General features: G+C 45.9%; 23 protein-coding genes, 1 tRNA gene and 1 riboswitch. Of the genes, 18 read left to right on the forward strand and 6 right to left on the reverse strand.

The window, feature by feature from the left end; genetic code table 11:
• Window positions 1–130: 130 nt before the first annotated feature.
• Window positions 131–868: an urease accessory protein UreF gene (locus HFE01_RS02035; protein ID WP_107733994.1), complete on the reverse strand. Its 738-nt coding sequence runs from the start codon at window positions 866–868 to the stop codon at window positions 131–133.
• Between the two features lie 263 nt (window positions 869–1,131).
• On the opposite strand from HFE01_RS02035, the gene HFE01_RS02040 reads away from it, so the two are divergent.
• Window positions 1,132–1,214: transfer RNA gene (locus HFE01_RS02040), tRNA-Leu, on the forward strand.
• Between the two features lie 149 nt (window positions 1,215–1,363).
• On the opposite strand, the gene HFE01_RS02045 is transcribed toward HFE01_RS02040, so the two are convergent.
• A complete protein-coding gene (locus HFE01_RS02045; protein WP_016820704.1) occupies window positions 1,364–1,849 on the reverse strand; it encodes a glutathione peroxidase in 486 nt (161 codons plus the stop codon).
• Between the two features lie 463 nt (window positions 1,850–2,312).
• Window positions 2,313–2,484, forward strand: a riboswitch (cyclic di-AMP (ydaO/yuaA leader).
• 113 nt (window positions 2,485–2,597) lie between these two features.
• Here HFE01_RS02045 and HFE01_RS02050 point away from each other — a divergent pair.
• From HFE01_RS02050 to kdpC, 5 genes are all read left to right on the forward strand, one after another.
• Window positions 2,598–2,993: a hypothetical protein gene (locus tag HFE01_RS02050; RefSeq protein ID WP_016820703.1), complete on the forward strand. Its 396-nt coding sequence runs from the start codon at window positions 2,598–2,600 to the stop codon at window positions 2,991–2,993.
• 183 nt (window positions 2,994–3,176) lie between these two features.
• Window positions 3,177–3,254, forward strand: a complete 78-nt coding sequence (gene kdpF / locus HFE01_RS27735; protein WP_080561203.1) for a K(+)-transporting ATPase subunit F — start codon at window positions 3,177–3,179, stop codon at window positions 3,252–3,254.
• A gap of 145 nt (window positions 3,255–3,399) precedes the next feature.
• Window positions 3,400–5,076, forward strand: a complete 1,677-nt coding sequence (gene kdpA / locus HFE01_RS02060) for a potassium-transporting ATPase subunit KdpA (protein ID WP_107733993.1) — start codon at window positions 3,400–3,402, stop codon at window positions 5,074–5,076.
• Between the two features lie 52 nt (window positions 5,077–5,128).
• Window positions 5,129–7,159, forward strand: coding sequence for a potassium-transporting ATPase subunit KdpB (gene kdpB / locus HFE01_RS02065; RefSeq protein WP_107733992.1), 2,031 nt, complete (start codon window positions 5,129–5,131; stop codon window positions 7,157–7,159).
• Between the two features lie 19 nt (window positions 7,160–7,178).
• Window positions 7,179–7,907, forward strand: coding sequence for a potassium-transporting ATPase subunit KdpC (gene kdpC / locus HFE01_RS02070; protein ID WP_107733991.1), 729 nt, complete (start codon window positions 7,179–7,181; stop codon window positions 7,905–7,907).
• 131 nt (window positions 7,908–8,038) lie between these two features.
• Here kdpC and HFE01_RS02075 read toward each other — a convergent pair whose 3' ends face one another.
• The 3 genes from HFE01_RS02075 to HFE01_RS02085 all read right to left on the reverse strand — a co-directional run bounded on the left by HFE01_RS02075 (window position 8,039) and on the right by HFE01_RS02085 (window position 11,525).
• Window positions 8,039–9,247 (reverse strand): MFS transporter, encoded by a 1,209-nt coding sequence (locus HFE01_RS02075; RefSeq protein ID WP_107733990.1) that lies wholly within the window; start codon window positions 9,245–9,247, stop codon window positions 8,039–8,041.
• 13 nt (window positions 9,248–9,260) lie between these two features.
• Complete coding sequence (locus HFE01_RS02080; RefSeq protein ID WP_016820697.1) at window positions 9,261–9,803, reverse strand: PadR family transcriptional regulator; 543 nt, start codon at window positions 9,801–9,803, stop codon at window positions 9,261–9,263.
• Window positions 9,804–10,205: 402 nt separating this feature from the next.
• Window positions 10,206–11,525, reverse strand: a complete 1,320-nt coding sequence (locus tag HFE01_RS02085) for an Nramp family divalent metal transporter (RefSeq protein WP_019686568.1) — start codon at window positions 11,523–11,525, stop codon at window positions 10,206–10,208.
• A 435-nt stretch (window positions 11,526–11,960) separates the two neighbouring features.
• Between HFE01_RS02085 and HFE01_RS02090 the strand changes: the two genes are divergently transcribed.
• The 3 genes from HFE01_RS02090 to HFE01_RS02100 all read left to right on the forward strand — a co-directional run bounded on the left by HFE01_RS02090 (window position 11,961) and on the right by HFE01_RS02100 (window position 13,381).
• Window positions 11,961–12,380: an organic hydroperoxide resistance protein gene (locus HFE01_RS02090; RefSeq protein ID WP_013369947.1), complete on the forward strand. Its 420-nt coding sequence runs from the start codon at window positions 11,961–11,963 to the stop codon at window positions 12,378–12,380.
• Window positions 12,381–12,503: 123 nt separating this feature from the next.
• Window positions 12,504–12,830, forward strand: coding sequence for a hypothetical protein (locus tag HFE01_RS02095; protein ID WP_044785801.1), 327 nt, complete (start codon window positions 12,504–12,506; stop codon window positions 12,828–12,830).
• 125 nt (window positions 12,831–12,955) lie between these two features.
• Window positions 12,956–13,381, forward strand: a complete 426-nt coding sequence (locus HFE01_RS02100; RefSeq protein WP_031463118.1) for a thiol-disulfide oxidoreductase DCC family protein — start codon at window positions 12,956–12,958, stop codon at window positions 13,379–13,381.
• On the opposite strand, the gene HFE01_RS02105 is transcribed toward HFE01_RS02100, so the two are convergent.
• Complete coding sequence (locus HFE01_RS02105) at window positions 13,378–14,166, reverse strand: DUF3153 domain-containing protein (protein WP_107733989.1); 789 nt, start codon at window positions 14,164–14,166, stop codon at window positions 13,378–13,380. The genes HFE01_RS02100 and HFE01_RS02105 overlap by 4 nt on opposite strands.
• A gap of 236 nt (window positions 14,167–14,402) precedes the next feature.
• Here HFE01_RS02105 and HFE01_RS02110 point away from each other — a divergent pair, with 236 nt between their 5' ends.
• The 9 genes from HFE01_RS02110 (at window position 14,403) to HFE01_RS02150 (ending at window position 25,162) form a co-directional block, all read left to right on the forward strand.
• Window positions 14,403–15,374 carry a metal ABC transporter solute-binding protein, Zn/Mn family gene (locus HFE01_RS02110; protein ID WP_167438219.1) on the forward strand — a complete coding sequence of 324 codons (972 nt, stop codon included), beginning with the start codon at window positions 14,403–14,405 and terminating at the stop codon, window positions 15,372–15,374.
• A gap of 14 nt (window positions 15,375–15,388) precedes the next feature.
• On the forward strand, window positions 15,389–16,153 hold the full coding sequence (locus HFE01_RS02115) for a metal ABC transporter ATP-binding protein (RefSeq protein WP_013369953.1): 765 nt from the start codon (window positions 15,389–15,391) through the stop codon (window positions 16,151–16,153).
• A gap of 5 nt (window positions 16,154–16,158) precedes the next feature.
• Entirely contained in the window at window positions 16,159–17,088 is a 930-nt protein-coding gene (locus HFE01_RS02120) for a metal ABC transporter permease (protein WP_025364323.1), read from the forward strand.
• Window positions 17,085–17,972 carry a metal ABC transporter permease gene (locus HFE01_RS02125; RefSeq protein ID WP_016820689.1) on the forward strand — a complete coding sequence of 296 codons (888 nt, stop codon included), beginning with the start codon at window positions 17,085–17,087 and terminating at the stop codon, window positions 17,970–17,972. The genes HFE01_RS02120 and HFE01_RS02125 overlap by 4 nt, the downstream gene beginning before the upstream one ends.
• Before the next feature lie 219 nt (window positions 17,973–18,191).
• Window positions 18,192–20,519, forward strand: a complete 2,328-nt coding sequence (locus HFE01_RS02130; RefSeq protein ID WP_167438218.1) for a histidine kinase — start codon at window positions 18,192–18,194, stop codon at window positions 20,517–20,519.
• A 530-nt stretch (window positions 20,520–21,049) separates the two neighbouring features.
• Window positions 21,050–22,222 (forward strand): AAA family ATPase, encoded by a 1,173-nt coding sequence (locus tag HFE01_RS02135; protein WP_107734137.1) that lies wholly within the window; start codon window positions 21,050–21,052, stop codon window positions 22,220–22,222.
• A 13-nt stretch (window positions 22,223–22,235) separates the two neighbouring features.
• Entirely contained in the window at window positions 22,236–23,483 is a 1,248-nt protein-coding gene (locus HFE01_RS02140) for a TadA family conjugal transfer-associated ATPase (protein WP_107733984.1), read from the forward strand.
• Window positions 23,480–24,271 carry a type II secretion system F family protein gene (locus HFE01_RS02145; RefSeq protein WP_016820684.1) on the forward strand — a complete coding sequence of 264 codons (792 nt, stop codon included), beginning with the start codon at window positions 23,480–23,482 and terminating at the stop codon, window positions 24,269–24,271. Before HFE01_RS02140 ends, HFE01_RS02145 begins: the two co-directional genes overlap by 4 nt.
• A gap of 6 nt (window positions 24,272–24,277) precedes the next feature.
• Window positions 24,278–25,162, forward strand: a complete 885-nt coding sequence (locus tag HFE01_RS02150; protein WP_107733983.1) for a type II secretion system F family protein — start codon at window positions 24,278–24,280, stop codon at window positions 25,160–25,162.
• The last annotated feature ends 8 nt before the right edge of the window (window positions 25,163–25,170 follow it).

Here is a 25,170-nt window from a genome sequence, read left to right on the forward strand (position 1 = left end):
CAAAAAGTGAAAATAATCCGACTATGGTCTGTTATTGGTGTGAATTTGGGATACATGAATAAAAATACTCTGCCGCTTGAGAAAAGGGCAGAGTATTTTTATTGTGACTGCTAGATTGGTAAACGACGCATCAGAGGGATGCTGGAAGGTGTTTAAATAGGACGGAGGAGGAAAAGGGTCTGGATGCATTCAATTGGCTGCTATGGCTCATATAGGGTGGCTGAGTGATGTAGGAGCTGGTCCGATGGCTGTGGAAAAGATGGCGCTGATATGAGCTTGGCGTAGGTTTGTTAATCTTCTTCCAGGTGGTAAGCAACTCGCTGGTCATATGATCGATAAGAGGATTTTTTTCCTCATAAGGAGGATTGAGCAGTCTAAAGGCATCTTCGATACAGAAGGATACCGCTGTGGCAAAATAGCCGTGAATGGTCTGTTCTATATCGCTTCCGAGGAGGGAGTTAATCCAAGTGTGGACAGTAGCGAGTGTGCCAATTGCATTGTATTGAGTGAGTGTGTCTTCCAGTTGGTCAAATGCGAGCCAAGGATAGAGAGCCTTGGTGAGCTTGAGCAGTCGCTGGCCAGAAAGTCGCGACTCTTTTACATGCTGCGAGGAAGGATGTTGGGTGTGCAGTATTTTATCAATAAGGGCGATCCGCCAACCGTCATTCTGCTGGATGGCTGCATACAGACTTTTAATGGCCATGCCGTCAAGGGTTGTGATTTGAGGATACCAATCGTCTCGCATGTAATGTTTCAGATCCTGTAGACTGTTCAGGTGTCCAGCGCGGAAACGCTCCTCCAATCCGTAGAAACGGGTGAAACCACCAATAGGTAGGGAAGGGTCCAACAATAATGCGTAGTTTAGCAACCGGTTACCTTTATGCAGGACGGTTCGCCTCCTTGAAGTGAATATTTGTGTGATGTTATTTGACTCAAATCTTATTTTTATAATAATAATTCAAATATTTATGTAATATATATTTACACTTCGAACTCAGTTATGTCAAATTAAATAATTTTATTGCTTATATATGTTATATAAAGTTACATTGAAAATAATTATAATATTCTTGTTTACAAATTGTTGCTGAGAGAGTATAATAAATCTGTTGCCTCAATACATTATGACATGCGGTCGTGGTGGAATGGCAGACACGCTATCTTGAGGGGGTAGTGGGCGTACGCCCGTGGAGGTTCGAGTCCTCTCGACCGCATTATATGCAATACCCAGTTGAAAAAGCATCCTGACACGTTTTACGTGAAGGGATGCTTTTTTTGTTAAATACTTTTCGTCATATCCTCCCGTCACAGAAGCGGTCGTATGGACAACGGACCGCTCGTTAACTGTAATGCATAAAGATTGTCAGTTTTTCTGCAAAAGCTTCTTAATATCTCCTACAAGCTTGTCTGGAGTGGTTTGCGGCGCATAACGCTTAAATACGTTACCTTCTCGTGTAATTAAGAATTTAGTAAAATTCCATTTGATCGCTTTGGAGCCTAATACGCCTGGAGCAGTGTGGGTCAGGTAGCGAAATAGAGGATGTGCCTGATCACCGTTAACATCTGTCTTGGCGAACATGGGAAAAGTCACTCCGTAATTGAGTTGGCAAAACTCGGAGATCTCCTCGCTGGAACCCGGCTCTTGTTTGGCGAACTGGTTGCTGGGAAATCCCAAAATTTCGAGCCCCTGTTCATGATACTGGTCATATAGCTCTTGTAGCGCCTTGTACTGGGGGGTTAACCCACATTTGCTGGCAGTATTCACGATAAGAAGAACTTTCCCTTCGTATGTGGATAACGGAATTTGTGCCCCTTGTAGGGTCTGTGCATCATATTTATATACGCTCATGATATCCCTCCTAATTCAATATTCTACAATTAAATTGTGAACAATTCAACAAGGGGTTGCAAGTCCAGAAGAGTCTACAGACATTGTGCATTGTAAAATCGTCTTTTGTTCAAAACGGTAAATCGCACTTCAAATGGAGCAAATTGAGGTGTTTCTTCTCATAAAAAAGGCTTCATTCGATAATTATCTAGTACATATAGCGCATTTTCTTTCTTTTTTATAAATAAAGGGCAACCGTACCATACCCTACGCCAATATTGACATGCCTTTCATTTTCAAAAAGAGGCGAAATACAGAGTTTTAGAGAGATACGAGAAGCATAGGTTGGTTGTAAGCGTTATCCTTAATCTTCTATGCTCTAAAGGGTGATTTATAGCCTTGCCGTTGAGCTTTACAGTCTTCCTTGCACGGGTGTATGATTCAAGACGTAATTTCAAATTAACAACAATGAAGCAACAACGAATTGTCTAAAGCGCTGAATTTTGCAGTTGCAAAAGCGGGGGAACCAACGAGTATATACGGCTTTGCAAGCCGTGTGTCTCATGGGGTGAATTTTCCGGCCAAGTGCCGTAAATAGGGCGACTCTCACGTCCGAATCCGACAGCTAACCTCGTAAGCGTACAGGGAGAGGCAACAAACCGCCGTGTGCAGCCATGGTTTATTTTATCATGGAATGTATGAAGCCGGAGGAAGCCTTTTTCCTTCGGCTTCTTTTTGTTGTCTTTTTATACCGGGAGAGGAGCTACTGATGGAAGGTCGGTTAATTATTGTCACTGCACCGAATGAAGCGGGCAGAAGTTTTGTGAAATTGCTTATGTTCAAAAAATTGGCGTTTGCAGTTCTCACAAATAGCACCCAGGAGGAACGACAGCTCAAAAAAATGGGTGTGGAGCACATTGTGCGCATCAATACGATGCAAGCGGGAAAATGGAATTTTCCTAAAAAAGAAATTGGTAGTGTGTATTTGTTCGAAAACAGCTTGAATCTAACTTGCCGTTTCCTGCAAATATGTCGGCCACTAACATCAGAATTGATCTATGTTATTACGCACGGCTGTAATCCACAAGGAATTTATCGGGGATTGGGAGCGGACCATGTGATCTACACATTGAACGGAGAGGTGGGTTTCCTGCTGAACGGATAAGCACTTATAACATAGCTGGTTTATGATTTTATGATGGAATCAAAAGGGCAATCTGAAAAGCGATACGGAGGGTATGAACATGATGGATTTATACATGCTGCTCGTAATGGCTGTGAGTTATGGAGTGATACTGCTGTTTGTACGCTGGTGTGATGCGCAGACCTCAAAAGGAGGGCGAAGAGGATGATCGTTGTGCTAGGACTTACGGCTATTGTGTTCGTGTATTTAATCTACGCACTCCTGAATCCTGAAAAATTCTAGTCAACTATAGGATCGAGCAGGCGGGAACAGCAGATCAAGAATGCAGCATCAGAGATGCAGATTTTCGCAAACGTGTGCACTCAATGGATGGTCTGAATCAGGTCTGTTGTTCCAAATGCAGGAGCATTTTAAGGAGGAATAGAGGATGGAGCTACTGCAAATTGGGATTGTGATCATCATATTGTTGCTCTTGGTAAAGCCGATGGGCACCTATATGTATCACGTATTCTCGAATGAACCGAATCGGACGGATCGGATTTTTGGTGGAACGGAAAAGCTGATTTATAAGGCTGTAGGCTTGAAGAAACAGGACAGCATGCATTGGACGACGTACGCTATGAGTTTCATTGCAACCAATGTGGTGCTTGTGGGGATCAGCTACCTGCTATTGCGCTTGCAGGCTATACTCCCGGGCAATCCGGTTGGGAACAGTAATATGGAAGCATCATTGGCCTTTAATACGGTAATCAGCTTTATGACCAATACGAATCTCCAACATTATAGCGGAGAAAGCGGGCTTACGTATCTGACACAGATGGCGTTCGTCACGATGATGATGTTTACTTCGGCTGCTTCGGGGTTTTCGGTTGCTGCGGCTTTTATGAGGGGATTGACGCGGCGCGGTGAAGGGCTGGGTAATTTTTTTCAAGATTTTATTAAAGCCAACATACGGATTTTCCTGCCGCTTGCCTTTGTACTTACGCTGGTGCTGGTGGGATTAAAAGTACCACAGACGCTACAACCCACGGCGGATATTACGACTTTAAGTGGTACACAGCAGCAGATTGCTATGGGACCCATTGCCTCATTGGAATCCATCAAGCATTTGGGTACGAACGGGGGCGGTTTTGCGGGAGCTAATTCTGCGCATCCTTTTGAAAATCCAAATCCTTGGACGAACGTACTGGAAATTTTGGCAATGTGGGTAATGCCGGCTTCGCTGCCGTATACATTTGGATTGTTTGCCCGTAATCGCAAGCAGGGCTGGATTATTTTCAGCTCGATGATGGTCTTGTTCCTTATTTTTCTAACCATAACGTATGTGTCGGAGAAAACAGGTAATCCGTTAATTCAGGCACTGGGTATGGATGCATCTCAGGGAAGCATGGAAGGGAAAGAGGTTCGTTTCGGCATTGGACAATCGGCATTATTCACTGCGGTCACAACGGCGGCAACGACAGGTTCGGTCAATAATATGCATGATACATTGACCCCGCTAGGTGGTATGGCTGCTTTGGGAGAAATGATGCTAAACGTCATTTTTGGCGGCAAGGGCGTCGGGCTGATGAATATGCTGATGTATGCGATTCTGGGAGTGTTTATATGCGGACTGATGGTCGGAAGAACCCCGGAATTTATGGGTAGGAAAATTGAAGGCAAGGAAATGAAGCTGATTGCGATTGCCATTTTGGTACATCCGTTTCTTATTCTTGCTCCAACTGCGCTTGCATTTATGAGTCATTGGGGATACGATGCGGTCTCTAACCCCGGATATCACGGGTTGACTCAGGTGATCTATGAATATGCATCATCTGCGGCAAATAACGGCTCGGGATTTGAAGGTCTTTCGGATAACAACGTGTTTTGGAACGTTACGACAGGAGCGGTTATGTTCTTTGGACGATATGTATCCATGATTGCATTGCTGGCTGTGGCGGCTTCGTTGAATGCCAAAGCGCCGACCCCGGTGACAATGGGTACACTGCGCACGGACAACAAGCTGTTTGGAGCCATCCTAATCGGAGTGGTCCTGTTGATTGGTGCGTTAACCTTTTTGCCGGTGATCGTACTGGGTCCTGTAGCTGAATTTTTGACCATGTGATGAAGAATGAGCATAGAAGGAAAATGAGAATGGATGAACGGGGTGCTTGATCATGAAGGAACAACGCAAACGCATGCTGGATAGAAGCATCTTGAAGCAGGCGGTCAAGGATAGCTTTATCAAATTAAATCCGATGATCATGATGAAAAATCCTGTCATGTTCGTCGTGGAGATCGGTACATTGGTCGTACTGCTCATGCTACTGCTTCCCGGTTATTTTGGAACCGGCAAGGAAATGGGCTTTAACTTGGCTGTATTTATTATTTTGTTGTTCACGCTGCTTTTTGCTAACTTTGCTGAAGCGCTCGCGGAGGGACGGGGGAAAGCACAAGCTGCTTCCTTGAAAAAATCCAAGCAGGACTCACAAGCTAATAAGCTCGTCGGGAATGAGATTCAGGTGGTCAGCTCAACAACATTGCGTAAAGGTGACGTGGTAATCGTCTCTCAGGGCGAAATGATTCCAAGCGATGGTGAGGTTATTGAAGGCCTGGCCTCAGTGGATGAATCTGCAATTACGGGAGAATCAGCTCCGGTCATTAAGGAATCGGGCGGTGATTTTTGCTCGGTAACCGGCGGGACGCGGGTAGTCAGTGACCGCATTAAGGTGCGGATTACGACTGAGCCGGGTGAAACGTTTATTGATAAAATGATTTCGCTCGTGGAAGGTGCACAGCGGCAAAAAACGCCAAATGAAATTGCGCTGAATACATTGCTGATCAGCTTGACGATTATTTTTCTCATTGTGGTGGTGACACTGGCCCCGATAGCCCGTCATTTTAAGATTGATTTGCCTGTCCCCGTGCTGATTTCGTTGCTGGTCTGTCTGATTCCGACCACGATTGGCGGGCTTTTGTCGGCCATTGGAATTGCTGGTATGGACCGAGTTACCCAGTTTAACGTGCTGGCCATGTCAGGCAAGGCGGTAGAAGCATCCGGGGACATCAATACGATGATTCTAGATAAAACGGGTACCATCACCTTCGGTAACCGGATGGCGAGTGAATTCGTGGTTGTAGATGGTATAGAAAAGGCAGAGCTAGCGAAATGGGCGGCGATGAGTTCACTAAAGGATGAGACGCCTGAGGGACGCTCGGTACTGGAATTGATGCGTAAGCAGGAATACACGCTGGATGAATCCTTGGCAGCAGGTGGAACCTTTATCGAGTTCAAGGCAGAAACCCGGATGAGTGGTCTGGATCTCGCTGATGGACGAAGAGTACGCAAAGGCGCCGTGGACTCTGTCCGGCAGTGGATTGTATCGCAAAAAGGCATTGTTCCGACCGATTTGGAGGAAAAAGCGAATCAGGTAGCCGCAGAAGGAGGTACACCGCTAGCAGTGGCGCTGGATGATCGGATATACGGCATTATTTATTTGAAGGATACGGTGAAGCCGGGCATGAAGGAGCGTTTTGATCAGCTCCGGGAAATGGGCATCCGCACGATTATGTGTACAGGTGATAATCCGCTGACCGCTGCTACCATTGCACGTGAAGCAGGGGTGGACGATTTTGTAGCTGAAAGCAAGCCGGAAGATAAAATTGCGGTTATCCGCCGGGAGCAGGAGCAGGGTAAGCTGGTGGCTATGACCGGGGACGGTACCAATGATGCGCCAGCGCTGGCGCAGGCAGATGTCGGTCTTGCCATGAATAGCGGCACAGTCGCGGCCAAGGAAGCTGCTAATATGGTGGACCTGGATTCTGATCCGTCCAAAATTATTGAGGTGGTCGCTATCGGCAAGCAGCTGCTTATGACACGTGGGGCATTGACAACGTTCAGTATTGCGAACGATGTGGCTAAATATTTTGCCATTATCCCGGCGATGTTCATGCTGGCTATTCCGCAAATGGGTGCATTAAACGTCATGAGGCTGGGATCCCCGTTATCGGCTATTTTATCGGCGCTTATTTTTAATGCAGTCATTATTCCACTTCTGATTCCGCTGGCAATGAAGGGTGTAAAGTATAAGCCAATGAGCTCGGATCGGCTATTGGGACGGAATTTACTGATTTATGGTCTGGGCGGTATGGTGGTACCGTTTGTCGGGATTAAGGCCATTGATTTGCTGGTACATTTGTGGATTTAGTGCAGAAAGGGTGAGCGACATGAGTGGTTTTTATCGGATGTTGTCTGGACGCAGATTTGCTGCACATGAAAAAGCCGGATCTGGTGGACAAGGCCAGAATATGCATACAGGGACGGAGGCAGTATCGGAAAAACAACCAGAGAGACAAGAGATGCGAGGAAGCGCGGTTATTGGAGTGGCTGTGCGAACTTCTGTGCTAATGATCCTATTGTGCGGATTGGCATACCCGCTGGTCAGCACAGGAGTGGCGCAAGTCCTGTTTCCGCAGCAAGCAAACGGCAGTATGCTTCGTGACACGGAGGGGCGGGTAAGCGGCTCTGAGCTGATTGGGCAGTCCTTTACCAATCCAGCGTTTTTCCAAGGCCGGGTATCAAGTATCGATTATAATGGAGCTGGTTCAGGCTCAAGTAACTACGCACCCTCGAACCCGGCATTGGTGAAGCGGATCAAGGAATCTATTGCGGATTGGCAGAAGCATAACCCGGATGTACCCGTCAGTCAGGTTCCATTGGACCTGATTACGAACTCCGGCTCTGGTCTGGACCCGCACATCTCGCCACAGGCGGCACAGGCTCAAATTCCACGTATTAGCGGCTTGACGGGGATTAGTCAGGACCAGCTGAAGGCGCTGGTGCAGGAGCAGACAGAAGGCCGCAGCGCCGGTGTGTTCGGCGATCCGCGTGTGAACGTGCTCAAGCTGAATCTTGCGCTTGAAGCACTAATGAAGGTGAAGCCAGTTAAGCCATAGATGAATGAAAAAGGTATCCCCCTAGCGATAAGTTTGGAGGGATACCTTTTCTATGGATTAGGATGCTCTGGGATGGATAGCTGCAAAGGAAGTATTTTATTTCTTATAGGTGATATAAATTTGTTGTTCAATTATTTACTTAGCTTTACATTGTTTGATGAATTTTTGGTTTTCCTTAAGGCTGAAGCGAGTACCAACATGTATATTAATACAATCATACCAATGACTAAGTAAGATAATTTAATATTCATTAAATCGGTGAGAGTACTGCTCAAAATAGGGCCGATCATTAGACCAATCGAGTATGCCGTGTTATAGAGAGCAAAAGTAATTCCATAAGAATGAATGCCACTTCGTTGAGAAATATCAGCAAGTTGAGGTAAGCAGGGAGCAAGAACCATACCCATGCTAACTCCTAAAACAGCTAAAATAACAGCTTGAAGTGATAATATTGCTGGAAGTGCAGTTAGAGGAAGAGCAATGGATACCAAAAGTAGACCGAGGAGAATTCCATTTTTATAGCCGATCTTGCTGGAGAATTGACCTATAAAGGGTGTTGCCAGGCCATAAGCAAGTGTGGGAATAGCAAATAACAATCCGATAACTCCTGGATTAGCGCTAAAATTGTGCTGCAGGTGTAACGGTAATGTTGGCTCAAGTACGCTTGGGACAGATGCCCCGATAATTACAACCCCGATAACCAAAAGCAAATCTTTATTTTTCATGAACGAAAAAGGAGATACGTACTTTTCATTTTTCTCTTCCGGAATATCGTGCAGGAGTACTAATCGAAGTATAGCATCAACGACAGCCAATGCGATGGCAAAGTAAAAAGGGAGTTGGTAACTCCCCCATTGATACAACCAACCGCCAATTGTCGGTCCGAGAAGGGTTCCAGCGGCTTGCCCAGATAACGCCAAGCCCATGGCTTTGCCGCGTTCTTCAGATGGGTATAGCTCAGCCAGCAGAGCGAGCCCTGCTGTCCAGGTCATTGCGGCTGCGACCCCTTGAAGAGCACGTGCCAGTACAAGCAGCCAGAAGGTGTGGGCTATGGCGAACATTAAAGTGGAAGCTATGAGTCCAATTAACCCCCATAACAGAGGAGTCTTTCTCCCAATTCGATCCGTTAACAGACCAAAAATAGGAGTAGCTATAAATAGTGCAATTGCATAACTACTGAACAAAAATCCGATTTCGGTTTGAGTGGCTCCGAGAGAATCTGCGTATCTTGGCAAAATGGGTACGACTAATCCATAGATTAACATGTCAATGAATACAGCTAATCCCACAACGATTAGAGCAGCCTTTTGCTTATTGTGTACCCCTTTACTCATTTTCATTACTACATCCTCCTTATGAATTTCTTCTGATTTCCTCTTTAATTTGCTTAACAAATTTTAATTGAAGCTCGCATTGATCATAAATATTTTTGAAAATTAGCATGACGTTTACAGGGATATCCATAAGTTCAGCTTTTTGCTCTTGCCCTAGTTTCATTTCTTTATAGATTTTTTCAATGGCTTGATGCTGAAAACTTAAAGCTTCTTCTATTTCATGGAGGCCAGCCTCATCCATAAAAGTCAAAGCTGTGTACAGGGCTGTTGGAAATACAACAGAAGTTTCTTTAAATGATTCGATTAAAAGCCGACTAAACTCGCTTTTCCCAGCCTCCGTAATAGCATATATAGCTTTAGACCGATTCCCTGTCTGTTCCAATGTTTCTAAACGCACAATACCTTCTGAGTCCAGTTTTTTTAAGGCGTGATATATGGAAGCTGGTTGCACATAAGCCCATTTATCCGTTTGTGCTGATTGCATTTTCTGTTGTATTTCATATCCAGACATTGCTCCGTATTGTAGCAAGAGCCCAAGAACCATTACACGTGTCGTACTCAAGATGATATCTCCTCCATAACTTTATTGCTAAATGTTTTATACTAAATATTTAGTAAAGGATTATAGTCGGATTATATCATTACAATCCAATGATGTATAGGTTTACAAAAACAGAGAACCGTAAATATACGAAAGAAACGATAGACCTTATGTTAGAAAAATATTCACACTTGCAAAGGGAAGGAGAACTTTTTCATCTCCATGTTGGCGAGAAGATTCAAAGATACGATGCTTATTTGGATAATTTAATGAATTCTGGGAATCCGAATGTGGGAGCATTCGACAATTGTGGAGTATTCTCTTTGTAATGGATACGGGGATCATGAATAAAAAGAGGTATTCCATGGCTATTTTGGACTCCAGGAATACCTCTTTTTTTATTGGTTACTTGCAAACAGTCTGTCAACCTGTAATTGTCTGAATAATGAGGACTACATTCAAGATAATGATGACAGCAGTCACGATCCAGGTTATTACTTTTTGCCACATTTTATTTGCAAATTCACCCATAATCTTTTTGTCACTGGTAAAGAGCAGTAATGGAATGATGGCAAAAGGGAGCTGGATGGATAAAATAACCTGACTTAGCACAAGTAGCTCTTCTGCACCTTTTTCACCTGCAATCGCAGTGACGATGACTGCCGGAATAATTGCAATAAGGCGGGTCACCAAACGACGCAACCAAGGTGAGAGACGAAGGTTCAAGAAGCCCTCCATCACGATTTGTCCGGCTAAAGTACCTGTCACGGTCGAGTTTTGACCTGAGGCGAGTAATGCCACTCCAAACAGTATGCTCGCAAGTGTGGTTCCCAGTAATGGCGAAAGCAGATAATAGGCATCACTAATCTCTGCTACATCTGTTCTTCCTGCTGTATGGAACACGGCAGCTGCTACGATCAAGATGGCTGCATTAATGAATAGAGCGAACATGAGCGCTATACTGGAATCCCAAGTTGCAAATGTAATAGCTTCCCGTTTACCTGCTGATGTCTGCTCATATTTGCGAGTTTGTACAATAGAAGAATGCAGATACAGGTTATGTGGCATTACAGTAGCTCCCATAATACCGATGGCAATATACAGCATGCTTGGATTCGTCAATATTTGTGAGTCCGGTACAAAGCCACCCAATACGCCGCCCCATTCCGGTTGTGCCAAAATGAGATTAATGCCAAAACAGCCGGCAATCGTGGCCATTAATACAATGACGAGTGTTTCCAATGCCCGGAAACCTTTATTTTGCAGCAGCAAAATGAGCATAACATCAAATGCGGTAATGATGACTCCGTATAGCAACGGGAGACCGAACAGCAGCTTCAGTGCAATGGCTGAACCGATGACCTCGGCCAAATCCATGGCTGCAATGGCAATTTCGCATAAAAGCCATAAGCCGATCGCGACAGGACGACTGTAAGCATCACGGCACATTTGAGCCAAATCTTTACCTGTAGCAATACCGAGCTTGCCAGATAAGGCTTGCAGCAGAATGGCCATCAGGTTGGAGATAAGAATGACGCTAAGCAGTGTGTAGCCGAATTTTGATCCCCCAGCGATGTCTGTAGCCCAGTTGCCAGGGTCCATATAGCCGACAGCGACCATATAGCCTGGTCCAGCAAAGGCAAGAAACTTCCGAAACCAGGTGCCATCCTTCGGGACGCTCAAAGAACGATTCACTTCCGATAGTGAAGCGATTTCCGCGAAGTTGCCCTTTGAATTTTTCATACGCTTCACCTTCTTTGTTCATATTGAAATATATTATTAATGACATAGCGATTGCGTTATCCCTATTGTACACCCACAATAGTTTTTGTCTAGTGCAACTTTTATGTGGATAAGCAAATTTATCGTATTTTTGAAGCAATTGGCCATCCTAATTAAAACTAAACAATGGAAAAAACCAAGCTATATTGCTCTCAAGGGGCAGCTTGGTCGTTTTGAATTTTCTAAGTGTAGGCGGCTCATCAAGTTAGGGGCTTATAACATATAGTGTAAACATAAAAGAAGTGGAACTAAACGGTAAATAAAAGGGTTATTATCCCTTTTGAAATGATTCATTTTGCGTGGCTCGTTTAAAGTACATACGAGAAGGAAATCATGTATTAACATGATGAGGATTCCTGCGGAATGCAAATAAGATGGAGAAGGAGAGATGAAATCATGGAAGCGTTATACACAGCATCAGCAACGGTACATGGTGGAAGAGATGGTTCAGTGGCTTCTTCAGACGGGGTATTGAAGCATAAGCTGAGCACACCGAAGGAACTGGGTGGCGCAGGTGGAGATGCTACGAATCCGGAGCAATTGTTTGCGGCAGGCTATGGCGCATGCTATGAGAGTGCGTTGGCGAATGTGGCCCGCAAAGCCAAGGTAAAGGTGGACAATGTAGAGGTCACCAGCCACGTATCGATCGGTAAGGACCCAAGCGACGGCGGCTTCCAGTTGGCAGTGCGTCTGGATGTAAAGATACCGGGGATTGAGCGTTCTCAGGCGGAAGATTTGGCACGCCAAGCACATGATTTTTGTCCGTACTCCAAAGCCACTCGCGGTAATATTGATGTTGAACTCAACGTCATTTGACCGCATTTTTTAAAGATTTCACACACGGCCGCCGATGGATCGGCGGCTTTTGCACCTAAATCTTGATCCGCTGATATGTGCAACCATTTGACATCACCGCCAAAATTCATTAAGATGTCTTAGGTGATTCTGGTCAACAGGTACGAAACAAATTTGAAAAATACGGGTGATATGATGTCTTACAGACCGAATATTGTTAATTTCACGCTGGCTGGTAGCAACGAAAAGGAAGGGCTTTATGAGTTTAAAATGAGTTTGGCCGATGGAACGGAGTGCCGCGTTTTTTCTCAACGTAATCCGGAGTGGACTTTGACGAATATTAGTCGACTGCTAACGACACCTTGCCCGGTATGCCATAAGGATTTTATCTGCAAGTGTATGGATCAGTTCCATGAAGAGTTTTTAGAGCAAATTAATGCTAAACAGCTGTTTGAGAAAGCATTGAGCTAGTTTTTCGAACAGGTAAGGATTATACAGTTCTAGACAAGCGTCGGATATTTTCGACGTTTTTTTGTTTATAATTGAATCGTTGCGTTTTCATGCCGTTGATTTCTCTGTGGAGGTGAAGTACGTTGATGAACCAGTCTAGTCATATCCATATCGAACATTCCATTGTATTGGTGGATGGGGTATGCCACTTTTGTCAGGGAGCAACCCGCTTCATTATCAAACGTGATCCTAAGGGAATATTCCATTTTGGTTCCCTGCAATCCGAGGCAGGACAAGAACTTTTACGTGCAGGTGGACTGTCTACAGATCAACTGGATACATTCGTGCTGATTGAAGACGGTACGTATTATACAAAGTCAACCGCAGCTTTACGGATTGCCAAACGCCTTCGTTTTCCATATCCGCTGGCTTATGTATTCATCTTGATTCCCCGCTTTGTGCGCAACGCAGTCTATAACTGGGTAGCTCGTAACCGATATCGTTGGTTTGGCAAGGATGAAGAGGATCAATGTCAGATCCCCCCACCAGAAATTAGGCAACGATTTTTTTAGTTGCTTTTTTTGTGTTTATTTTTGCGGCGATCATTACGAATCAGTAATATTACAGCTACTGCGATCAGTAGAAGACCCGTAACCGATACATACACGATATGGCGTACATTGGGTACGTTGACCGACAATTTTAGCTCGTTAGACTCTAATGGAGCAATGTCCCAATAGAGTGTCTTTCCGTCATCCGACACACGGTCCGCATTACTGGAAGCAGGCTGGATGGGTAGGGAAAGGCTAAAGTTAAGATCCAGTTGCCGCTCTAGTAATTTACGTGCGAACACATTCATTTGTTCTAATTTATCACTCAGGCCACGAGCTTCTTCAGGAAGCATCCGAGGTAGATCGAGCTTAAGCGTAAGATCCATATTGGTTGTGAAAAAATGCTGGCTCACTGCGCGATTTATTTCTAATCCCTCAGGCAGATTTAAACCCTGATCGGGATTTTTTTGGTTTGTACTCCAATCCCCTTGATAATGCCCCTTTATTTGATAACCCTTTCTCCCCTGCTCCGATAACGGCTGTACGTCTACATTGTTGCTTTGTATACGTTGAATTAATCGATCGAGCAGCCCCGGATTGTCCAACATCATCAGTGTCTGGTTGTTTACGCTGAACGTTGCATCCATATCTACACTTTGATCCAGATGAACATCTACATGAATGTCACCCCGAGCACAGGAAGTTAGGGTAAGCAGACAACATACCAGCATAAAAATGAGCATTATTTTTCGTAACTGTATTTGCCGACGTTTGTTCCGATAAGGGCTGTATCCTGTTGGGTCCATGACCTGCACCTTCTTTGTATGGTTTCTTTGGTATAACGACTGGATATCTTCTATATATTACACATTCGGAGAGCCAAAATCGAACGATATAAAAGAATAGTTAAGATTTATATCTCAAAAATGTTTCCTTAGGTAAAAACTTTAGTGTATACTCTAAAATATAGCGTAGTTAAAAAATAATTGTCTCAAGGAAATAGTTTGTCCCAAAACAAATATTAAGAGGAGGATTTTAAAACATGAACAAGCAGTTTAAGAAGGCTTTGCCGCAATGGGCAGCGACGGTTGGAGTGTTGTCTCTGGTTCTGGTTCTAGCGACGGCATGTACAGATGCCAAGAAGACAGAGCAGGGAGCTGCGAAGGAGGCTGGGCAAAAAATAAAGGCTACAACTACCATCGGTATGATCTCTGACATTGTCGGGAAGGTCGGCGGTGCTCATGTGGAGGTCACGGGAATTATGAAGTCAGGTGTTGACCCACATTTGTACAAGGCGTCTCAGGGAGATATGCGCAAACTGGATGAAGCCGACATCATTTTTTATAACGGGTTGCATCTGGAAGGAAAAATGCAGGACATTCTGGAGAAAATCAGCAAGCAAAAGCCCGTTATTCCCGTGTCCAAAAACATTGCTCAAAATCTATTGCGTGCAGCTAGCCCAGAAATGGGGTCTGAGTATGATCCGCATATTTGGTTTGATGTACAAAACTGGATGTCTGCGGTAGAAACGGTCAGAGATGAATTGTCGGAACTGGATGCTGCTCATGCGGAGGATTACAAGGCCAATGCCGAAGCTTATCTCGCTGAGCTACGAGAACTGGACGATTACACGAGAGAGCAGATTGCCAGTATACCGAAGGCTCAGCGCGTACTTGTCACAGCACATGATGCCTTTGGCTATTTCGGAGACGCTTACCAAATTCAAGTAAGAGGCCTTCAAGGTATGAGTACCGAGTCAGAGGCAGGCTCACAAGATGTGACCAAGCTGAGAGATTATCTGGTGGAGCATAAAATTAAAGCCATATTTGTAGAATCAAGTGTGCCGAGAAAGGCCATCGATGCCGTTATCCAGGGTGCAGCTCAGCAAGGTCATACCATAAAGGTTGGCGGCGAGCTGTATTCGGATGCTATGGGTGAAGAGGGTACAGAAGATGGAACATATATTGGAATGGTCAAGCATAACGTGAATACGATCGTTAGAGCTCTTAAATAAGGAGGCGTAGACACATGGGACATTCACCACTTGTTGTTCGTGATTTATCGGTAGCATATCAAAAAAAGCCCGTTTTGTTCGATGTTTCCTTTGAGGTGCCGGAAGGCAAGCTGATTGGTATTATTGGTCCCAACGGAGCTGGCAAATCTACACTGATCAAGGCCGTGCTTGGGCTAATTCCAAAGCTCAGGGGTGAGGTGCTGGTCTACGGCAAGCCCTATAAGCAACAGCTACTCAAGGTTGGATATGTACCGCAGCGGGAGTCGGTGGATTGGGATTTTCCCACGAATGCCCTGGATGTGGTTATGATGGGACGGTACGGCAGACTAGGCTGGTTTAAGCGTCCGGGAGCAGCAGATCGTCAGGCTGCGATGGAGAGTTTGGACAAGGTTGGAATGAGCAAATTTGCAGACCGGCAGATTAGTCAATTGTCAGGCGGGCAGCAGCAACGTGTTTTTTTGGCGAGAGCACTTGCGCAGGACGCTCAGCTTTATTTTATGGATGAACCGTTTGTCGGTGTGGACGCTGCAACAGAAAAAGCTATTATTTCATTACTTAACGATCTAAAACAGCAGGGGAAAACGGTGCTTGTCGTTCATCATGATTTATCTACAGTTACGGATTATTTTGACCAGGTTATGCTGTTGAACGGGCATCTGATGGCGTTTGGAGAGACCGCAGATATTTTTACCGAGGGAAATCTGCAACGTACGTATGGTGGACGTCTGAGTATACTCAAAACAGGCTCGGAATCCGGCACGATACTCGGAGTGAGGTGAGCAGTATGACAAGCTTGGTGGCGCTTTTGACAGACCCGAACATGCAGTGGATTCTGCTAGGATGCATTTTACTCGGTTTAAGCAGCGGGGTGATTGGCAGTTTCATGTATTTGCGTAAGCAATCGCTTATGGGAGATGCTTTGGCCCATGCGGCTTTGCCGGGGGTATGTGTGGCATTTATGATCACAGGCACAAAATCCATGTTTGGATTTATGATTGGGGCAGCCATTGCAGGGATTGTTGCTACCTTTGCCATCAGTGCGTTAACCCGGTATTCGCGAATTAAAAGCGATTCGGCGATTGCAGCGGTGCTGTCCGTGTTTTTTGGCTTCGGCATTATGTTGTTGACCGAAATTCAGCATAGTGGTGCAGGCAACCAAAGTGGGTTGGATAAATTTTTATTTGGCCAGGCTGCGGCAATGGTGTTGTCTGATGTCTATACGATGGCGGTAATTTCGGTGGTGCTCATCGGAATATGTATATTATTTTTCAAGGAATTTAAGCTGCTTAGCTTTGATCCCGGCTTTGCCCGTGGACTTGGTTTTCCGGCAGGTTTACTGGATAAGTTATTGATGCTGTTGATTGTTATTGCGGTGGTGGCTGGTATTCAAGCTGTGGGCGTCATTATGATGGCTGCTCTGCTAATTACCCCGGCCGTGTCGGCAAGATACTGGACAGAGAAGCTGGGTGTTATGGTATGCCTCTCAGGCTTGTTTGGTGCTATAGCGGGTCTGGGTGGGACCGTTATTAGCTCTCTGGGACAAAACCTGCCTACAGGACCATTGTGCGTGTTGTGTGCGACTGTGGTATTTGGTGTAAGTCTGATCTTTGCACCACAGCGCGGAATGATTTCCAAGGCTATCGTTCGGTTGAACGCCAGAAAAAGTCTGGAGCAGGGAGTCGGAGCACAGCCAAGGGAGGAGCGTGCCCTATGAGTTCATTTTATGTGATTCTGACGGGAATGTTAGTGGCAGGGGGATGTAGTATCGTCGGATGCTTTCTCGTGCTTCGGAAAATGGCTATGATTGGTGATGCAATCAGTCATGCGGTACTGCCTGGTATTGTCATTGCCTTTCTAATCAGTGGATCGAGGGATTCGGTGTGGATGATGTTTGGTGCAGCCGTGCTGGGGCTTCTAACAGTGTATCTGATTCAGCTATTCCAACAAAGCGGTCTGCAAAGTGATGCTGCCATTGGCGTGGTGTTTACGACATTGTTTGCTATCGGTGTACTGCTGATCAGCGTGTTTGCTTCCAATGCCCATCTGGATATGGACCACGTTTTGTATGGGGAAATTGCTTATGTCCCGTGGAATACGATAGAGATTGCTGGCTTCGATATAGGTCCGAGGGCTGTGTGGATTACGGGCGCGATGTTTTTGATCAATCTGCTCGTGGTAGGGGGCTTTTTCAAGCAATTTAAAGTCACTTCCTTTGATCCTGCATTGGCAGCTTCATTAGGCATTCCGGTTGTTTTTTTTCATTATCTGCTAATGAGTCTCGTATCGTTAACAACAGTGGCGTCATTTGAGAGCGTGGGTGCAATTCTAGTGGTTGGCATGCTCGTTGTACCGCCGCTTACCGCTTATTTGCTGACGGAGAAGCTGTCCCGTATGATTGCATACAGCGTGGGAGTTGGAGCCATTAGCTCGATCGTAGGCTTTTATACAGCAACTGTATTGGATGCTTCTATTGCGGCTTGTATGCTGTGTGTGTCGGGTGTGTTGCTGCTTTTGGCTTTTCTATTTTCCCCGTCTCATGGTGTAGTATGGCGAAAGTTATTTCAACAGCGAGGAATCGTTGGCGAAAATAGCAAGTGAGTCTCGTAGGAAGTGATCCTATATGAATTACTCAAAATAGCGTGCAGACGGGCATAAAGTGCCTGAATGCACGCTTTTTTACGCTTATGCTAAATTGTGCTGCTTTTTTTGAAGCAAGCTTGTTGGGTCATCTTGAATTAACCGGGACACGGGAGTACATTCTTTACAACCACACAAAAGGGTTCGGAACGAGCTGTTACGCTGCGGGGAGGAACGAAATTGGAGAGCTTCAAACGTAAATCACCAGAGGAAATACTGGATTCCATTAACAAACTGCATCGAGGCAGACTCAAAATATACATTGGTGCGGTCAGTGGCTCGGGCAAAACGTATCATATGCTGCAGGAGGGACAATCGCTGCAGCATGAAGGGATTGATGTTGTAATTTGTGCGGTATCGACTCTGCAGCGGCGTGAGACCGTGGAACAGGTCGGTTCCCTAGAGCGAGTACCCAGTACTCATTGGATGAAGGATGGCGAGGAGCAAAAGGATCTGAATGTGGAAGCTTTGGTGGCACGAAATCCTGAGGTGGTGCTGGTGGATCATTTGGCACATCATAACCGAAAAGACGCCTCATTTCCAACAAGGTTGGAGGATATACGCTATTTGCTGGAGATGGGAATTAGTGTCATTACGACGGTCAATGTTTATGAACTCGAAGGGATCACGGAGTGGGTATATCAGCTGACAGGCTTTGAAGCGGAGTATACGGTTCCGGTTGATACATTGGAGCTAGCGGATGAAATTCGTTTAATTGATGCCACCCCGGAGATGATTCTGGAACGGCTGGCGAAAGGTTACATGCATACGCCCAATCCTGAGATGTTTCATCGGGGAAATCTGGGTAAATTGCGTGAGCTCGCTCTGCGATTGGTGGCAGAGGATGTGAATGATTCGCTGGAACGTCACCGGGAGGAGCTAGGCTTACACGGGGCGTCAGGAGCAGCAGAGCGTATTTTAGTGCCTGTCCAGTATCATTGGAATGGGTCCATTTATGTACGCAGGGGGGAACAGGTGGCCAAGCGGTTGGGTGGAGATATGCTGGTGGTCTCCTTTGTCAGCTCGAAAAGCAAGTTGTCCAAGGAATCAGCAGCCTTCAAGCGCTCCATTGAGCAGTTGGCTGACAAGATCGGATCGACATTTGAAGAAATCCCGCTCCTTTCCCGTAGAAGGCTACCACGTCAACTTATCCATTATGCGGTGACTCACAATGTTACCCGAATTGTTATGGGTCATTCTCGTCAGACTCCATGGCAGGAACTGGTTAGAGGATCACTGGTGAACGGAATTTTAAAACGAATGAAAAATATGGACCTGCTGTTGATTGCGGACCGAGCCGAGCAGGAGGGTGAACGGATTTTGCCAACGATGAGACAGGAGGAAGGAGATACTGACCCGTATCATCGTTTGAGTGTTGAGGAAGTACAGGCTGAGGAAGCCAAAATCCTGAGGGGCAAGCTCAAAGTATACATTGGTGCTGCTCCGGGGGTCGGCAAAACATACACCATGCTGAGAGAGGGAAATGATCTGCTGGAAAGCGGGATTGATGTGGTGATCGGATTGCTGGAAACGCACGGAAGAGCAGAAACACTAGCCCAGGTAGGCTCTCTGGAGATGATACCCCGCCAGTCCATCGAGCGTCATGGTGCACATTTGGAAGAGATGGACACTGAAGCCATTCTCAGGCGTAATCCTGAGGTAGTGCTAATTGACGAGCTGGCACATACCAATGTTCCGGGAAGTCTGAAATCTAAACGTTATGAGGATGTACTGGCCATTTTGGAGCAAGGTATTTCTGTTATATCCACAATGAATGTGCAGCACCTGGAGAGCTTGAATGACGCCGTAGAACAAATTACTGGCATTCGGGTGAGAGAGACTGTCCCCGACCATATGATGCGTCTGGCCGATGAAGTACAGCTTGTGGATGTGGCTCCCAAATCGTTACAGCAGCGTATGCGTGAAGGCAAAATTTACGATCGCGCGAAGGTGGAGCAGGCACTTAGCCACTTTTTTAAGCTGGGTAATCTAATTGCGCTGCGTGAACTTGCTTTGCGGGAATTGGCAGATGATGTAGATGAGCGGCTGGAATCCTGGGATCGGCATGAGTCACTTCGGGGACCGTGGCGCAGGGAGGAAGTGATTTTTGTAGGCGTGACGCTAAGCGAAAATGCTGAAAGGTTGATTCGCCGCGGTTTTCGGATCGCCTTTCGCCTAAAGGCTGTATGGATTGTGACTTATGTTCATGTTGGTGAGCGTATACCGGAGAGGTTACTCCCTCGTCTGGAACAACTAAAGTTGCTGACCCACCGACTGGGGGGAACCTTTGAAATTCGGCTTGTTTCCAGCCGACGCGAGATTGCCGACATTTTGATTGCTCCAGTGGAAGGATATTCAGGCACGCAGCTCATTGTGGGGCAGTCTTCCCGAAGTAGCTGTTGGGGGAAGAGTGCGGTCGTGCCGAGGATTCTCCGTCAAGCACGTCATATGGATGTTCTTATCGTGGCGGATTATGATCCGGATATTAAGCTGGAGACAGATTATTAAAATGCCCAATCCATTCATAAATAGTCATATGCTGGTTACCGGTTGTTCACTGCTTCCATAGTATATTCTATCTCAAAGAAATGGAGGCGAGTTTGAATGTATAAACATCGTAAACATGATTGTCATTTTCCAAAGCCAAAAAAACGTGTTTTTAAGAAAATCATTAAGGTGACTGTCATTAAGTTTAAACCAAAATTTAAACGTGATCACTGGAAACATGAAGACTTTGATAAGAAATGTCATTGCCGGAAACGTCGTCATCATCGCCATCATCGCCATCATGACTGTCATCGTCGTCACCACAAATTCTACTAAGTTGAAGATCATAGGAGGCGGGGCTAGACTTGCCCGCCTTCTCCTAGTACCAGGATTCTAGGAAAATACGTGCGCAAAAAATACTTGCTCTAACATAGGTGCTATGCTATTCTACCAGTAAATAGATTGCACGTGACGGAAGCACCGTTCACCAACCGTATGTACTTACGGATGGATGAACGGTGCTTTTTTGCGTTGTTGTGTTGGGAAAGGGGATGAGCGTATTGGTTCCGGTAAAAGTGGTATTGGCCGTAGAAGGTCGGGATTATATTGAGCCTCTGCTGAATTATGTTCACGGAAGCGAGTACGCCAGAAGGCTCAGAATAACGGCTTTTTCGCAGCCGGAGGCATTTCATCAATACATGATGGAAACCAGCGGAATGAAAAGACCAGATGTGGTAGTAGGTGAAATGTCTTTTCTGAGTCTATGGACAGCTCGGGAAGATGCAGATATTCCTTGTTTGGTATTACATGAGGGAGAACAAGTAAGCGAATATGGGCAGCCTGTATTAAAATATCAGCCTTTATCTGAACTGGTCGGTTTTATTTTGGAAACGGCGAGACAGAGGTCGAATGGTCGGAAAAGCGTAAACAGTCGGGAAGGTGGAATGATTATCGGCATGGTGGCAGCTTCAGGCGGATTGGGCAAGACAACGGCCGCGCTCAATCTGTCCAAGCAACTGGGGAATGAGGGATATTCGGTATTTTATTTGAATCTGGAAACGGCGGATTCAAGCTCGTTGTTTACTGGTTCAGACAGTTCTAGCGGAGCACAAGGAGAAAGAGAAGGACTGTCCAGACTACTGTATGATCTCAAGTCGGAGGGAAATGAGGGTACTTCGTTATCTGTGGCTTCCTATTGTATACGTCGTCCTGAAATTCAGGCTGATACGTTTCAACCTGTCTATAATCGCAAGGAATTGACGGATATGACTTGTGATGAAGCGAAAGAGCTCATTCGAACGATTGGTGAAAGCGGGCAGTATGATGTAGTGATCGTAGATAGCGATTCTGAACATGGTGAGCGGGCTCAAGCCGTGCTTGAAGCTAGTCATAAACTAATCTGGTTGCTCGCTGACGATTTAATGAGTATGCACAAGTGCGGATTATGGCTGGATATTTTAGAAACTACGCAGCCTGAGGGGCTTGAAGCCATGATATGCAAAACCAGCTTTGTGGTGAACCGCTACATGGGAACTATGATCAACTCGTTACCTCGTGACTTTATGGAGCTGAACGGTGCGTTACCCTATATACCTTCATGGAAACAGATGCAGCATCGTGAACTGCTGCTAAGTTCACCGATTTATCAGCGGGAAATCCGCCATTTGTGCCGCGAGCTGCTGGATATGGAGAGCGCTGCACAGTCGACGGCTGCTTGGTCTTAAGGGGATGATGAACATGAATGAGGAACAATTTAAGGCATTGCGCGCAGATATTCGTAACGGGCTGGACGTAACGTCCTCAGTAAAAGATACAGATCTAGTACGGCATATCGAAAAGCGAATTTTACACGACGTAGAGCTAGCGAGCTTAACTTCCCGAGAGAAGCATGCACTTGTCCGCAAAATTTTCAACTCTTTCCGTGGGTTGGATGTGCTCCAGCCATTGATTGATGACCCGACCGTTACGGAAATCATGATCAACAGTCATCGGGAAATCTTTGTAGAGCGGGCAGGTGAGGTGATTCAGGTGTCCGATCAATTCGAATCCCGCGAACGACTGGAGGATTTGATCCAGACAATTGTAGCCGGGGTGAACCGAATTGTGAATGAGGCTTCTCCCATTGTGGATGCCCGATTAAAGGACGGATCACGTGTAAATATTGTGCTGCCGCCAGTTGCTCTCAAGGGACCGACAATGACTATACGGAAGTTTCCCGAGCGTCCCATGACGATGGATGATTTGATACGAATAGGTGCGCTCAATACAGAATCCGCCGCTATGCTCAAAGACTTGGTACGCAGCAAGTACAACATTTTTATAAGCGGCGGAACGGGTTCTGGTAAAACAACTTTTCTGAATGCATTATCCCAGTTCATCCCTTCGTCTGAACGGATTATTACGATTGAAGATTCGGCAGAGTTGCAAATTGTGACTGTCCCCAACCTGGTTTCCATGGAAACACGGAACGCGAACACCGAGGGGAAGGGAGAAATCACGATTCGTGATCTGATCCGTTCCTCCCTGCGTATGCGGCCCAATCGCATCGTGGTGGGTGAGGTCAGAGGGAGTGAGGCGTTGGATATGCTGCAAGCGATGAACACAGGACACGATGGATCATTGTCAACTGGGCATGCGAACAATATCCGCGATATGGTCAGCCGGCTGGAAACGATGGTACTCGGAGGAGCAGAGCTTCCGCTTGGAGTAGTACGGCAGCAGATCAGCTCGGCCATTGATATATTCGTTCATCTGTCACGACTACGTGACAAATCCAGAAGGGTGCTGGAAATTAGCGAAGTGATTGGCTTTGAAAATGGTGAGGTAAGATTGAATCCCCTTTATCGCTTCCAGGAACGCGGAGAAAGTAAAGGACAAATCGTAGGGGAACTGGAGCGTTGTGGTGTGGGGCTGCAACATACATTGAAGCTGCAAATGGCCGGAATCAAGCCGGAAAGCTGGCACAGAGAAGGAGAATCGGTATGAGAACAGAAAAGGCGACTGGCAAGCAAGTGTCACGTGAGGTCCCTTCTCTGCCGGATTATACGGTGTATACCTTATCGACTGTACAAAAAAGTATGTGCATTCTCTTTAGTGGAGTGTTGTTCGCGATGATCGGATATCTATTTTATCACCAATGGATATTATCGTTGCTGTGTGCTGCTGGAGCTGTGGTGATGCCTCGTTATTTTAGAAAGTTTTTGCTGCAACGACGTAGGTCTGCTTTAAGCATTCAATTCAAGCAGGCTTTATACTCGCTTTCTTCTTCTCTTTCAGCGGGAAGGTCGGTGGAGAATGGGTTTCGTGAGGCTGTAGAGGATTTGAGGTTGCTTAGTCCGGATGGAGATCACGATCTGATTTTTGAATTTAACATTATTACAGCCTGCCTTGAAATCGGACAGCCTGTAGAGGCTGCTTTGCAGGATTTGGCTCGTCGGGCCCAGATGGAGGATATTACGAATTTTGCGGACGTATTTGCGGCTTGCAAACGAACCGGAGGTGATCTGGTGGAAGTCGTACGACGGGCTTCAAGTGTCATTGGGGAGAAGCTGGAAATTCAGCAGGAGATCGGTGTAATGATTGCGCAGAAGCGCTTTGAATCAAGGGTTATGTTTGCAGCACCTTTTTTGTTTGTTTTGTTTATGACAGTGACAGCGGGAGACTACATGATGCCGTTATACAGCGGTACAGGTAGGATTTTATCAACCTTTTGTCTTCTGGTGCTTGGTGGCTGTCTCGTGTGGATCAACCACATTATGAAGATTGAGGTGTAAGGAGTGATGGGTGTGTTGATGTTGGTTTGTCTGGTCATGCTGGTTCTGCAAGTGGGAGGTTGGGTGGTGCTGAACCAAATGTACGCTGCTAAGTATGCACATTTTCGCCATATGAAACTGGAAGGACTGCGGCTGCAAAAACTTTCGGTGCCTTTTGTACACATGCTTCATGTTTCACGTGCCACTCATAGGCTGCCTTTGCTGATGTTCAAGCTACAGCGTTCGATACAGAAGCTGTATGGTATGCGCCACAGCGGAGAAAAAACGATACTTTTTCTGGCAGAAATGTTGGGTTACGGATATATGGTGGCTGCTGGTGGAGCTTTAATATCGCTTATGATGGGCGGGGAAGCGACTGGGCTGGTGCTTGGCTTGGGGCTCGGTATTCTGGTGCCAGTTGCGCTGGTCAAGGATTTACATGGGAAAGTACAGAAGCGGGATCAGCAAATCTTAATGGAATTGCCTGAATTATTGAGTAAAATGATGCTTCTAGTTGGTGCGGGAGAGACGGTACAACGGGCTTTGCTTCATTGCGTGGAACGTAAAGGGGCGGATGCGGTACATCCATTGTATCGGGAATTGCGGCAGACAGTGGGGGAATGGGAAAGTGGCTATTCCTTTCAACAGGCATTTGAACATCTGAGCAAACGTTGTGGTATTCAAGAAGTGACGATATTTACAACGACAGTTTTATTGAATATGAGGCGTGGTGGGAGCGATTTTGTAATGGCTTTACGTGAGTTATCTCAGACATTATGGAGCAAGCGGACTTCAATTAGCCGCACAAGAGGGGAACAGGCTTCTTCAAAGTTAGTCTTCCCGATGGCACTAATTTTGCTAACGGTCATTGTGCTGGTGGGTGCTCCGGCTTTAATGATGATGAATATGTAGGAGGAATA

Origin of the sequence: Paenibacillus sp. EKM10P, from assembly GCF_011800655.1 — a bacterium.
Taxonomy (GTDB): Bacteria; Bacillota; Bacilli; order Paenibacillales; family Paenibacillaceae; genus Paenibacillus; species Paenibacillus polymyxa.